Raw genomic sequence first — 12,783 nt, 5'->3', positions numbered from 1 at the left:
CCTGGTATGCGTAAAACTCATGGACTTCACCGACGTCTCGCTGACCGCGCTACGCGTCTTCCGCGCCGTCGCCGAGCAGGGCACCTTCACCGCGGCAGCGGGCTCACTCGGTTACACCCAGTCCGCGGTCTCCCGGCAGATCGCGTCGGTCGAGCGGATGGCGGGCACGGAACTGCTCGAGCGTCGCCGTGACGGCGTAAAACTTACGGCGGCAGGCCATCTCGTGTTGCGTCGAGCCACCAGAGTGCTGGAGCAGATCGACGCGACCGCCCGCGAACTGTCCGGGCTGCCCGCCCAGACGGCGACGGTGCGGGTGGGCTGGTTCCCCAGCGCGGGCGCCGCTCTGCTACCGAAAACGATTGCGGCACTGCGCCGAACCCATCCTGGCATCACCGTACGGAGCCGGGAGGGCAGCACACCGGCACTGGTCCGCGCCTTACGTGCAGGCAGCGTGGACCTCGCCCTCCTCGGCTCCGAGCCACCCTTCCGGCCGCCGGACACCGAGTCGCCCGCGCTCATCCTGCAAACCCTCACCGAGCGCAGCCTGTGCGTGGCCGTACCCGCCACGCACGCACTCGCGCGCAGCGATTACATCGACGTCGCCGACTTGCACGGCCAGCAGTGGATCGCCGGACCGAACACCACCGACGACCGGCTGATGGGCGTCTGGCCCGGACTGGACGAGCGTCCCGAGATCACCCACACCGCGCGCGACTGGCTGGCCAAGCTGCAATTGGTCGCCGCGGGTTGCGGACTCACCACCCTCCCCGCCATTCTCGCTCCCGCCGCACCGCCCGGCGTGCGCATCCTGCCGGTCCGCGGCGGCCCACAGGAACAGCGGCGTTTATTGCTGGCACACCTTCCGTCCCCGCTCAGCGACGCGGCGACCCGCACCGCCGAAGCACTGCGAGCCGCCGCGATCGAGCTGGACCTACCCCGCTGACCACCGACAGCGACTCCACCCCACGGTGCACGACGACCCGACTCAGCGCGGAGTACCTTGGATTTGCTTGCAGTTTGCTTCCGCCCGCCGCAGTACCTGCATAACCGTCCTGAGCTGCTGTTCACCTGGTCGTCGGCCCAGCACAAGGAGAAGTCTTCGATGCGTGTTATTCGTGGTTGGAAGAGTGCGGTGGCCCTGGCCACCGCCTCGGCAAGCGTCCTGCTCGGTCTCCAGGCCGCTCCGGCCGCCGCGGAAACTCCGGGGACGCTGATCTCGTCGACCCCGCAGGCCGACGGCTGGCGGCCGATGCCGAACGGCTCGGTCATCACGTACTGGATGGCCGGGTCCGACGGCACGCCGCAGCAAGCCAGCGGGGCGCTGTTCCTGCCGACGGGCACGCCGCCGCCGAACGGCTGGCCGGTCATCGCGTTCGACCACGGGACGACGGGCCTCGGCCGCGGGTGCGGTGGCGAATCCGATCCGAGCACGGCACCACACTCGCATTGGCATACCGAGGAAGACGACATCATGCTGCGCCTGATCGACCAAGGCTTCGCGGTGGTGGCTCCCGACTATCTCGGGCTCGGCCTGTTCGACACCGGCCCGCACCCATACCTGGAGCTGCGGACCGAGGCGACCGCCACCATCGATCTGCTGCGCGCCGCCCGCTCCGCGCACCCCGAACTGTCGCGCACCTGGGCCGCGCTGGGCCCCTCGCAGGGCGGCCAGGCCGCACTGGGCACCGGACACCTCCAGGCGAGTTACGCCCCGGACCTCGACTACCGCGGCACCATCGCGATCGACCCGGAGTCCGATGTCGAAAAGGCGCTGCCCATAGCGGGTCCCGCTATTCCGACGGTGCCGGGAACGTCGGAGACACTGGGCTTCTTGACGAGCATTTTCGCCGGCTTCCGAGCCGCGCGCCCCGACATCGACTTCGATCAGTACCTGAGTCCGGCGGGGCGCACGCTGCTCGATGAGATCGGCACCATGTGCAAGCCGGAGATCGAGGCGCGGGTGGACGGTGTCGGCATCGGCGAGCTGCTGTCGAAGCCGTTGTCCGACAGCCGGGTCCGGGCCGCTTACGAGTCCTACCTGACGGTGCCGACCAGCGGCTACGACGCCCCGATCCTGTTGCTGCTCAACGTCACCGATACCACGGTCCCGTCGCCGCTGCACGCGGCACTGGCCGCTCAGTTCGCCGCCAACGGGGTGGACTTCCAGACCGTCACGGGCACCGGGACGCACACCCAGCTCAACCCCCAAATGTGGTCCGCCATCGACGCTTTCCTGACTCGCGTCAGGTAACAGACCCTGGCGAGAATCCGTTGCAACCTGACGATCGAGCTACTTCTCGCGGACCGGCGCTGCACTTAGCGTCGTAATCACCGACGAGAAGGAGACTTTCGATGCTCGCACAGTTCGTACTGTTCGACGGATTCGATCCGCTGGACGTGATCGCACCCTACGAGGTGCTCGGCGCGGGCGGCACGGCCACCGGTGGATCGCTCGAGGTCGAACTGGTCGCTGCGGAGGGCGCGCGGGAGGTACCCAGCGGCGTAGCTCCGGTGTCGTTGCGGGCCACCGGGCGGCTGGATCCGGAACGTGCGGACCTGGTTGTCGTGCCCGGCGGAATGGGTCGAATGCCTACGGACGCGGAGGACCACCGGGACGACAGCGTGCTGGCCGTCCTCGTCCGAGCCCTCGGCACCGAACTGCCTGGCCTGCTGAAGGATGCCATGGACCGGCCGGGACTCACCGTCGCGAGCGTCTGTGGCGGCTCGCTGTTGCTCGGGTTCGCCGGGTTGCTCACCGGCCGGCCGGCGACCACGCATCCGCTGGGCATGACGGCGTTGGCGCGCACGGGGGCGCAGGTGGTGGACGCCCGCGTCATCGATGACGGTGACCTGATCTGCGGTGCGGGCGTCACCTCGGGTCTGGACGTCGGCCTCTACCTGCTGGAACGCGAACTCGGTCCGCAGGTCGCGCACGCCGTGGAGCAGCTGATCGCCTACGAACGTCGCGGAACCGTCTGGCGCAATACAGGTTCCGTGCCCGTCGCCGCCTGATCGGCTGCCCGGTAAACCGCAACTCATCATTCGCGTGCCACGCCACCCACCCCGACGAACCGCCCGCCTGGTGCGTTGCTCAGCGGGCGACCACGCGGATGGTCTTCAATTCCGAATCCGCGGGATCAGGGACATTCATGCCCGCATCGATGCCGGAGCGCAGGTATTCGATCACGGCGTCATCGATCAGTTCACCGGGCAGGATCACCGGTATGCCCGGCGGGTACGGAGTGACCTGCTCGGCCGCGATCCGGCCCGCCGACTCCGCGAAGGGAATCGTGTCGATAGGGCCGAAGAACGCGTCCCTGGGCAGCATGACGGTATCCAGCTGCAATTCGTCGGGCGATGGCAGCCGGATCTCCGGGGCCGTCTGCCCGTCATGCTGGTCTCGCCATGCGCTGAGCGCCTCGACCAGCCCGTCGATCGTCGCCTTGTCGTCGGCGAACGACAATGTCGCCTGGATACGGCGGTGGTCGCACAGCCCCATATCGATGCGCCGGTGCTCCCGCAGCCAGTCCGCGATCTGGTAACCGCTTGCGCCGGTGGCGGATACGTCCATCAACACCTGCATGCGATCCAGATCGTGCGAGGCCTCGGCACCGAGCAGCGCCTCCTCCATCACCTCGATGTCCGGTATCGCGGCGAGTTCGGTCCTGGCCCGATCGGCGAGTTTCAGTGCGTTGCCGAGCAATTCGTGTCCCTGCTCGACCATTTGCCTGCGCCATCCGTCGATGGCCGAGTACAGCAGCACATTCGGGCTCGTTGTCATCAACAGGTCGGCGCACGAGCTGAGATGCTTGGAGTCGATGAGGTCGCCTTGATGATGGAAGACCGAGCCCTGCTCGAAACCCGCACCCATCTTGTGCACGCTGACCACACACACGTCCGCACCGACATCCATCGCCCAGGTCGGCAGATCGGGGTGGAACGGTAGATGCGCGCCCCACGCTTCGTCGACGATCAGCGGCTTGCCACGCTCGTGACACACCTCGGCGATCCCCGCGAGATCCGCACAGGTGCCGTACGGGCTGGGGCTCACGATCAGCGCACCCGCCGCGTCGGGGTGTTTCTCCCACTCCTCGCGTACTTGTTCGGGTGACGGCGGATGTGAGAAGTGCCGCTCGGCGTCCCACCGCGGCGTTATCCAATGCGGTTGGACGCCGGAGAAAATCAGTCCCGCGATGATCGATTTGTGGCTGTCCCGGGCGACGAGCAAGCCGTCTTTACTGCCACCGGCGACCGACATCATCGCTGCTTTTACCGAAAGTGAGCTGCCGCAGGTGGAGAAGAAGGCCGTCTCGGCGCCGACCGCGTCGGCCATCAACTTCTCAGCATCCTGCAGATAGCCGTTGCGGGATAGCCGATCGTCCAGTCCGGGACCGGCCAGCACGTCGGAGCGGAACGCGTCCGCGCCGAGCGCGTCGAGAACGCGCTGGTCAGTGCCTCGCCCCTGCCGGTGCCCCGGCGGAGTGAAGCCGTAACGGCCGAGTCGGTGGTACTCGGCCAGTGCGTCTACAAGCGGTGCCTTCGAGTGATCCACGATGGTCGAGTACCCACGGGCCGGTGCAGCACACTCCGGGCTACGCCCCCGTTTTTCGGTAACCACGAAAGGATGGTCTCGCCGGATCGGCCGCGACGGACGACGATATGAGTGTGGCCGGACAATTTGTTCCCGTCCCGGGGTGGTTCGCCTGGGAAAACCAGGATTGCGGCGTCGCGGTCGCGGATATCGACGGCGACGGAAACACCGATGTCGTGGTGTTCATGGTGGACAACCCGGAGGGCCAGAACGCGGGTTTCTACCGGGTGGGCTCCCGGTTCGCGACCGACGGCTCGGTGCCCGCTTGGGGACCGTGGCTGGAGGTGCCGGAGTGGTTCGGCTGGGAAAACCAGGGCGCCGGGATCGCCCTCGCCGACCTCTCCGGCAACGGCCGGCTGGACCTGGTCATTTTCCTGGTCGATAATCCGCCGGGCCAGAATCAGGGCTACTACCGGATCGGCCGCGACCTGGCCGCCGACGGCACGGTGACCGGCGGCTGGACGCCGTGGTTGCCGGTGCCCGACTGGTACGGCTGGGAAAACCAGGGCGCGGGCCTCGCTGTCGCGGATCTGGACGGTGACGGCCGGCCCGAGCTGATCGTGTTCGCGGTGGACAATCCGGTCGAGGGCAATGTCGGGGTGTACACCATCGGCTGGGGGCTGGACGGCTCCGGTCACGCGGTCGACGGCTGGAGCACGTGGTCCACGGTGCCCGACTGGGGATTCACCGAAAACCAAGGTGCCGCAACGGCTTTACTCACCAGTCCGGGTGCGCCGCCGGAGCTGGTCGTCTTCACCATCGACGCGCTGCCCGGCCAGAACGCGGGCTACCTGCGGGTGGTCGAGCTGGAGACCGACCTGATGCACGCCGCGCATATGGGCGTGTGGCGGATCCTGGATTTCGGCACCGAGATCAATCCGGTGCACGCCGCGCTGCTGCACACCGGCGATGTGTTGTTCTTCGCCGGCTCGGGCAACGACCCCGATCGCCACCACGCACACGACTTCCGCACGCGCGTATGGCATTACCCGAATCCCGGGCTGGACTCGGTGGATACGCCGATCGACCTGTTCTGCGTCGGCCAGGCCATGCTGCCGGACGGCCGGCTGCTCGCCGCGGGCGGCACCGAACGCTACGACCCATTCTACGGCCTGCCCGACGCGCTGCTCTTCGACCCCGCCGCGCTGTCCTGGAACCGCATGCCGGACATGGCTTTCGGCCGCTGGTATCCCTCGCTCGTCACCATGCCGGACGGCAACGTGGTCTCGGTGTCGGGACTCGGCGCCGACAACTTCCTCTCGGTGGTGCCCGAACTCTTCGACACCGCGACCCAGACCTGGTCGCAGCTGCCGGTGCCCGGCCCCATCCCGATGTACGGCCACCTGGTGCTGCTCGCCGACGGCCGCCTGTTCTACACCGGCGGCCAGTACGGCGGCAACAACGGTATGCGGCCGTCGATCTGGGATCCGGCGACCGGCGCGACCACCGAGGTGCCCGGCCTCGCCGATCCGGGCTCACGCAACCAATCCGCCAGCGTGCTGCTGCCACCCGCGCAACAGCAGCGCGTAATGATCCTCGGCGGTGGCGGATTCGATATGCACAGTCCCGCACCAGCTTTGGCCGACACCAGGATCGTCGATTGCTCCGGGCCGGCACCCGTCTACCAGCCGGGCCCGCCGATGGACCATGCCCGCATGCATCTGAGCGCGGTCATCCTGCCGGACCGGACCGTGCTGGCCACGGGCGGCTCGGGCATGGAGGAGATGGCGCACGCCGCGCCGCCGCATGCCGAGATCTTCGACCCGGCCACCGGCCGTTGGATGCACACCGCGAAGTGCCGCGTCCCCCGGCTCTACCACTCCGTCGCCCTGCTCACCCCGGACGGCAAGGTGATCACCGCAGGCTCAAATCCGGCCCGCAAGACCGAGGAGCTGCGGATCGAAATGTATTGGCCGCCCTACCTTTTCCAGGGTGACCAGCCCGATCTCCAGCTCGGCGCCGAATCCGCGGCGTACGGTGCGACCATCACCGCGACCAGCGCGGCGACGCTGCGGGAGATCAACCTCGTCCGCCCCTGCGCGTGCACCCACTCCTGCGACAACGAACAACGCCTCGTCGACCTCGAATTCACCAGTACCGCACCGGATTCGGTGACCATCACGTTGCCGGACAACCCCGCGCTGGCGCCGCCGGGTTGGTATCTGATCTTCGCCGTCGACACCGGCGGCGTGCCGTCGCTCGGCCGCTGGTTACGCCTCGGCTGACCCGCGGCCAACCGTTCCAGGGACACGCCGACCGGGCCGCCCGCTGTGAGGTGGCCCAGTGGTGGCGGTGTTTGCGGCGAGTGGCGCCGCGGTCGTCGTAAGGTACGGGCATGGTGCCCATCGAGAAGTCCGAGTTGGTGCAGTCGATCGTCGAGTCGTATCTGCTGGACGGGGCCAGGCAGTACAGCCGCACCGACGTCGCCGATCAGGCAGGCACCACCACGGCGCTGACCAAACGACTGTGGACCGCCCTCGGCTTCCCGGCCGGGCTGGACGACGACGCCGTCGACTACACCGACGCCGACATCGCGGCCCTGCGCAACTTCCGCGACCTGAACGTGCTGGCCTCGGCCGACTCCCGGCAGCAGGCGGCGACCGCGCGCACGCTCGGTCAGGGCATGGCGCGGCTCGCGGAGTGGCAGGTCGACCTGGTGCTCGCCGAGATCGGCGAGCGCATCGCCGCGGCCGACCCCGGCGCCGACCCCGAGGAAACGGTGCGCACCGCCACCGAGGGCACCATCGCGACCCTCGAACAGCTCAATACCTACGCCTGGCGCCGCCACCTGGCCGCCGCTCTGTCGCGGTCGCTCGATCCGGGCACCTCCGCCGGGGACACGGTGCGCGAGCTGGCGGTCGGCTTCGCGGATATGGTCGGTTACACGCGACTGACCAGGCACCTGCACCCCGACGAGCTCTCGCTGCTGCTCGAGTCCTTCGAGTCCACCACGACCGCCGCGATCACCGAGAACGGCGGCTGGGTGGTCAAGAACGTCGGCGACGAGGTGATGTTCGCCGCGAACAGCGCGGCCAACGCGGCGCGCATCGCGCTGGCCATCCAGGAGTCCACCATGATGGTCGGCGGCACGCCGGAACTGCGCGTCGCGGTGGCTTATGGCGCGGTGCTCCAGCGGTTCGGCGATCTGTACGGCTCGGTCGTGAACATCGCGTCCCGGCTCACCGGCGTCGCCCGGCCCGGCACGGTACTCATCGATGACGAGGCCGCCGCGGCGCTGGACGGCGAGCCGGAATTCCTGATCAAGAACCTGCGCAGCGTCCGCGTCCGCGGCTTCAATCGGCTGCGCCCGCACATCCTGCGGCGCAACGAGAAGAACCACTGAGCACCGCTTCGAGCACGGCGCCGACCGCGACCTAAGCTCGTCCCAGTGGAAATGGACTGGTCCGAGCTGCGCGCGCGATTCCTCGTCGAAGAAGACGCGGCGATCCTGGCCTTGCACAAGCCCGCGGGCATCTCCGTCACCGGCGAGCGGCACGACACCGACCTGGTCCAGATGGCCGCCGCGGCGGGCGAAACGCTCTATCCGGTGCACCGCATCGACAAGGTGACCTCCGGACTGGTGCTGCTGGCCAAGGAACTCGCCGCGCACGGCCAGTTGACCCGGCAGTTCAACAAGCAGACCGCCGAAAAGGCCTACCTCGCCATCGTGACGCCGGGCGAGCTGCCCGACACCGGGACGATCGACCTGCCGCTGAGCGTCGGACGCAAGAACCGGGTCCGCATCGCGGCGCCGCGGGAGAGCATTCGCCGCGACGCGGACCGCTGGTTCGTCGCCGACGCCGATCTGCTCGATACCAAGAACTATCCATCCCGCACCGAGTTCGCCACGGTGCTCCGCCGCGACGACCACGCGGTGCTGGCACTGCGCCCGATCACCGGGCGCCGCCACCAGATTCGGGTGCAGCTGGCCTGGATCGGCCACCCCATCGTCGGCGACCCGCTGTTCGACAAGTCGGGTGCACACGAGCGGACCTACCTGCATTCGTGGCGGCTCGGCCTGACGGCGGACTGGCGTACCCCGCCGGAACTGAAACTGGAGGCGACACCAGGCACGGACTTCTGGCGTCCGATCCAGGCCGAGCCGAACGAAACCACCGACCTGCTGAACCGCGCAGGCGAGTTGCTGCGCGGCGATTAGCTCAGTGCGGCCATTCCGGTGACCGACCGAGCATCGCGACGATCCGGTCCAGCCGGTCCGCACTCGACGACGGCACCACCGGGCCGAATGCGGCACCGGGCGCCAGCCGGATCTCGCCGCCGGGAACCGCCTCGGCCACCGGGAACGCGGCATCGATCAGTTCATCGTCGAAATCCACCGGCAACCCCAAAGTCTTTGCCACATCCCAGGAATGCACGACATAGTCGATGAAGTGGAAGCTCACCATCTGAGCTCCGGAGAACTCGAAGTCGGTACTGAACTCGACCAGCGGAACCTTCCGGTCGAGCACGCCGGGTTCGGCGAACGCCGCGATGACGTGCTCGGCGGCGGCGCGATAACTCGCCACCGGATCCGCACCGAGCGGACGTAGCTTCCACTGGACCGGGTCGCCGTCGCCACGGGACGCCGCGGCGAATCCGTAGTGCTGGGCGATCATGTGCGTCAACAGGCCGTGCAGCGTCCAATCGGCGCACGGCGTCGGCTTGCTCAGGTCGGCACTGGTCAGTTGCTCGACCAGGCCGATGCTCGTCCGCACCGCCCGCTCGTTCAACGCGATGAGATCGACCTCGCTCATCAGCGCGTCGAGGGTGCGCAGTTCTGCGCTGGTATCCGAATCGGTCGCCATCTATGGCTGCTCTCTACTAGATCCAAATAATAAGTACGCGCCTATCGTATGCTCATGCTTATCATCTGCCAAGCAGTATTTTCTTCCCATGCCGCAAGCTCCTCGTCCCGATCTTGCCGCGATGATGGCCCCACTCATGCGGGCGCTCATGGCGGTGGAACTGCCTGTGCTCGAACGACATGGCGTGTCCATGTGGGGCTACGCGGTGCTGCTCGGGCTCGGCAAGGAACCCGTGTACACCCAGGCCGCGCTGGCCAAGTCGATCAACGCCGACAAGACCCGCATCATCCCGGTGCTCGACGAGCTGCAACAGGGCGGATTGATCCGGCGCGAACCCGACCCAGCGGATCGGCGCGTCAATCTGGTATCCATCACCCCGGCCGGGCGCAGCCTGCGCGACCGGGTGCAGGCCGATATCCAGGAGGTGGAAAATCGCCTGCTTTCGGAGTTGCCCGCGGCTGATCGGCGCGTCTTCCTGCGCTCGCTGCAGACCTTGGCGACGCACGTCGAAGAGCAGTCGCCGTGAGCACGCACACAGACCACCGCGCAGGTTTCCGCTGGTGGCGAGCCTCATGGCGACGCGTAACACGCAGGTCAACTAGCCTTATTACGTGCCGCGCACGGGAGGCGGGCACACTCTGACGCAACGGAGCGATCCCCCAGAGAAAGCGAACGCCGATGATCCTGGTGGCTCAGGTCAGCGACACACATTTCGATCTCGGCGCCCGCAACGCCGAACGGGTCGAGCAGGTCATGGCCTTTCTGAGCGGCCTGCGCCGCAGGCCGGACGCGATTCTGGTGACCGGCGACGTCACCGACGGGGGCAAGCCCGACCAGTACGCGCAGGCCAGGCTCGCGTTCGACATCGACATTCCGGTGTACGCCATCCCCGGCAATCACGATGATCGCTCCGCCTTTCGCGGCACGCTGCTCGGCGAACCGGCCTCGACCGCGCCGATCAACCACGCCCACCGGATCGGGGATCTGACCGTCGCACTGCTGGATTCGAGCATTCCGGGTGAGCCGAGCGGCCGGCTCGCCGACGAGACCTACACCTGGCTGCACGACGTGCTCGCCACCGCCCCGGCCGACAAACCGGTGCTGCTCGCCCTGCATCATCCGCCCGCGTACCTGTTCAGCCCGATCGTCGACGAGATCTCGCTCCAGGAGCCGGAGAAGTTCGCCGAACTGGTCGCCGGTGACAAGCGCATCGTCGCGGTGCTCACCGGGCACGCACACTCCGCGGCGACAACGACATTCGCAGGGCGTCCGCTGCTGGTCGCGCCGAGCACCGCGTCGGTGCTCGGCGGCATCTGGGAGCTGGACCTGCCCGCCCACGTGATGGACTACGCGCCCGACCCCGCCGTTGCACTGCACATGATCGATGAAAAGCACAGCCTCACAACGCATTTCCGCAGCATCCCGATGGGCGGCTGGCTCGGCGTCGCGCCGAACTGAGGCGGGCCCGGCCGTTTAGCCGCCCGGGGGCCGGGCAGTCGAGGGATGACAGTTCCCCTCGATTCGAAGGAACTCCGATGACCGATCTCGCCGCTTCAGTAGTGCGCAGCACCTTCGCCGTGGGCGCCAAGCTGCGCCATGCCAGGGTCTTTCACCCCGACGGCCTGCACCTGTCCGGGCGGCTGCACGCGGAAAGCGAGTACGAGCACCTGTTCGGCACGGGTGAGCGTGCGGTGATCGCGCGCCTGTCGAAGGGCGCGGGCACGCCGGGCAGCCTGCCGGATGTGCTCGGCTTGGCGTTCCGGGTGCTGGATCGCCGCGACGAGCCGTGGGATTTCGCGCTGGCCACCACCGGCGGCGGACCGCTGAGCAAGTTCCTGATCACCCCCGCGCGTGGCTGGGTCAGCGCCAGGTACGGCAGCCTGATGCCCTATCGGGTCGGCAAGACCGCGCCGCTGTGGTTCTTCGCCGAACCGGACACCGGCCAGCCCGCCGCCGCGTCGCTAGCGGCGATGACCGAGCATCTGCGCGAGCAGCCGATCTCGTTCACCCTGCTGGCGAGCGGGGTGACCGGGACGACCATGCGCCTCGCCGAGCTGACGCTGCGGCTCTCGGAATCCGCGGACCATCGGACCGACTACTTCGACCCGATGCTCAACCACCCGGACGGCGTGGAGTTGTTGCCCAGGATCGTCGGCAAGGTAAGGGAATTCGCCTACTCGGGCAGCCGGAGCGGACGCGGCGAAGGCGCGTGACCGCTCAGCGCCGCACGGCCCGTTCGCGGCGATAGGCGGCGGGCGTCGCGCCGGTCCAGCGTTTGAACGCGTAGATGAACGTCGACGATTCCGCATAGCCGAGCCGGATCGCGACGTCGCTCACCGAAAGTGGTGTCGCGGTGAGCATCTCCTCGGCCAGCGCGCGGCGCACCTCGTCGAGCAGCGCACGGTAGCCGGTGCCCGCGGCATCGAGGTGGCGGCGCAGTGTGCGCGTGCTCATATTGAGATCACGTGCGACGGAGTCGATTCCGGGCGGCGCGGTGAATCCGTCGGCGCCGCCGGGGACCAGGCGTTCGCGCACCTCGGCGGCGATACCGGTGCGGGCCCGGCGGCGATCCACCAGCTCCCGGCACTGCGCCAGGCACATGGCCCAGGTCTGCTCGTTCGCCTGCGGCAGTGGCTGTTCCAGCACCGCGGGATCGATCGCGAACAGGTTGCGTGCCTGCCCGAAGCGCGGGCGCACGCCCGTGATCTCTTGGAGCCGATCGGCGTATGCCGGTTCCGCGAAACGGAATTCGGCCCTGGCCAGCGGTAGCTGCCTGCCTAGTAGGTCGCTCATCACCTGATGCATGGCGGTGACGTCACGTTCGACCAGGAACTGCCGGACATCGGCCGGAATCAGCTCGTCGTGCACCCAGGCCACGAACTCCCCCGCCCGCCACTCCCCGACGGGCAGGCAGAAGGTGAAGCTCAGCTCCAGGTAGCGCAGCGCGAACGAGATCGCCTCACCGAGGGTCGGGCTGCTGACACACGCGAAACCGAAGATGCCGAAGGTGGTGATCCGATAGCGACGGCCGACCTCCACGCCGAGCGCGGGCCGGTCGGCGAGTTCGCGCACCAGATTGCGGACCACGGCGAGTTCGATGTGCGCGTCGATCTGCCCGTCCGGGTCGCGCAGCAATGACTCGGACAACCCCGTTCCGGCGAGCATGCGCCCGGCGGACACGCCGTGCTCGGCGGCATAGCCGACCATCAGCGCCACGCTGGCTATCCCGCGCGGAAAGTTCCAGTCACGGATCCCCGGATCCTGCACCCGCTCCACAGCGCACAGTATGCGGCCTCGCGCATTCGCGACTCGCAAGCGCTCCCAGCGGCCTCGCGCATCCGCGACCCGCAAGCGCTCCCAGCGGCCTCGCGCATCCGCGACCCGCAA

At 68.1% G+C, this 12,783-nt stretch carries 12 protein-coding genes; 9 read left to right on the top strand and 3 right to left on the bottom strand.

Going from position 1 to position 12,783, the window contains the following annotated elements; genetic code table 11:
• Positions 1-19: 19 nt before the first annotated feature.
• The 3 genes from DBO33_RS05675 to DBO33_RS05665 all read left to right on the top strand — a co-directional run bounded on the left by DBO33_RS05675 (position 20) and on the right by DBO33_RS05665 (position 3,012).
• Positions 20-943, top strand: a complete 924-nt coding sequence (locus DBO33_RS05675; RefSeq protein WP_107654082.1) for a LysR family transcriptional regulator — start codon at positions 20-22, stop codon at positions 941-943.
• A 159-nt stretch (positions 944-1,102) separates the two neighbouring features.
• On the top strand, positions 1,103-2,251 hold the full coding sequence (locus DBO33_RS05670) for a lipase family protein (protein ID WP_107654081.1): 1,149 nt from the start codon (positions 1,103-1,105) through the stop codon (positions 2,249-2,251).
• A 101-nt stretch (positions 2,252-2,352) separates the two neighbouring features.
• A complete protein-coding gene (locus tag DBO33_RS05665) occupies positions 2,353-3,012 on the top strand; it encodes a DJ-1/PfpI family protein (RefSeq protein ID WP_107654080.1) in 660 nt (219 codons plus the stop codon).
• 79 nt (positions 3,013-3,091) lie between these two features.
• Here the strand turns inward: DBO33_RS05665 and DBO33_RS05660 are convergent, their stop codons facing one another.
• A complete protein-coding gene (locus DBO33_RS05660) occupies positions 3,092-4,552 on the bottom strand; it encodes an aminotransferase class I/II-fold pyridoxal phosphate-dependent enzyme (RefSeq protein WP_107654079.1) in 1,461 nt (486 codons plus the stop codon).
• A gap of 113 nt (positions 4,553-4,665) precedes the next feature.
• On the opposite strand from DBO33_RS05660, the gene DBO33_RS05655 reads away from it, so the two are divergent.
• The 3 genes from DBO33_RS05655 to DBO33_RS05645 all read left to right on the top strand — a co-directional run bounded on the left by DBO33_RS05655 (position 4,666) and on the right by DBO33_RS05645 (position 8,750).
• Positions 4,666-6,816 carry a galactose oxidase-like domain-containing protein gene (locus DBO33_RS05655; protein ID WP_107660009.1) on the top strand — a complete coding sequence of 717 codons (2,151 nt, stop codon included), beginning with the start codon at positions 4,666-4,668 and terminating at the stop codon, positions 6,814-6,816.
• A gap of 110 nt (positions 6,817-6,926) precedes the next feature.
• Positions 6,927-7,934 carry an adenylate/guanylate cyclase domain-containing protein gene (locus DBO33_RS05650; RefSeq protein WP_107654078.1) on the top strand — a complete coding sequence of 336 codons (1,008 nt, stop codon included), beginning with the start codon at positions 6,927-6,929 and terminating at the stop codon, positions 7,932-7,934.
• A 51-nt stretch (positions 7,935-7,985) separates the two neighbouring features.
• Complete coding sequence (locus DBO33_RS05645) at positions 7,986-8,750, top strand: RluA family pseudouridine synthase (RefSeq protein WP_107660008.1); 765 nt, start codon at positions 7,986-7,988, stop codon at positions 8,748-8,750.
• A 1-nt stretch (position 8,751) separates the two neighbouring features.
• Here DBO33_RS05645 and DBO33_RS05640 read toward each other — a convergent pair whose 3' ends face one another.
• On the bottom strand, positions 8,752-9,396 hold the full coding sequence (locus DBO33_RS05640) for a TIGR03086 family metal-binding protein (RefSeq protein WP_107654077.1): 645 nt from the start codon (positions 9,394-9,396) through the stop codon (positions 8,752-8,754).
• A gap of 88 nt (positions 9,397-9,484) precedes the next feature.
• Here DBO33_RS05640 and DBO33_RS05635 point away from each other — a divergent pair, with 88 nt between their 5' ends.
• The 3 genes from DBO33_RS05635 to DBO33_RS05625 all read left to right on the top strand — a co-directional run bounded on the left by DBO33_RS05635 (position 9,485) and on the right by DBO33_RS05625 (position 11,609).
• Positions 9,485-9,922 carry a MarR family winged helix-turn-helix transcriptional regulator gene (locus DBO33_RS05635; protein ID WP_107654076.1) on the top strand — a complete coding sequence of 146 codons (438 nt, stop codon included), beginning with the start codon at positions 9,485-9,487 and terminating at the stop codon, positions 9,920-9,922.
• A 152-nt stretch (positions 9,923-10,074) separates the two neighbouring features.
• On the top strand, positions 10,075-10,854 hold the full coding sequence (locus DBO33_RS05630) for a metallophosphoesterase (RefSeq protein WP_107654075.1): 780 nt from the start codon (positions 10,075-10,077) through the stop codon (positions 10,852-10,854).
• A gap of 77 nt (positions 10,855-10,931) precedes the next feature.
• Entirely contained in the window at positions 10,932-11,609 is a 678-nt protein-coding gene (locus DBO33_RS05625) for a phosphodiesterase (protein WP_107654074.1), read from the top strand.
• Between the two features lie 4 nt (positions 11,610-11,613).
• On the opposite strand, the gene DBO33_RS05620 is transcribed toward DBO33_RS05625, so the two are convergent.
• On the bottom strand, positions 11,614-12,672 hold the full coding sequence (locus DBO33_RS05620; RefSeq protein WP_107654073.1) for an AraC family transcriptional regulator: 1,059 nt from the start codon (positions 12,670-12,672) through the stop codon (positions 11,614-11,616).
• Positions 12,673-12,783 lie beyond the last annotated feature (111 nt).

This window comes from Nocardia suismassiliense (genome assembly GCF_900269665.1).
Classification (GTDB): Bacteria; Actinomycetota; Actinomycetes; order Mycobacteriales; family Mycobacteriaceae; genus Nocardia; species Nocardia suismassiliense.
The sequence above is the reverse complement of the archived record's forward strand: the minus strand, read 5'-3'. Positions and strand labels throughout refer to the sequence as shown.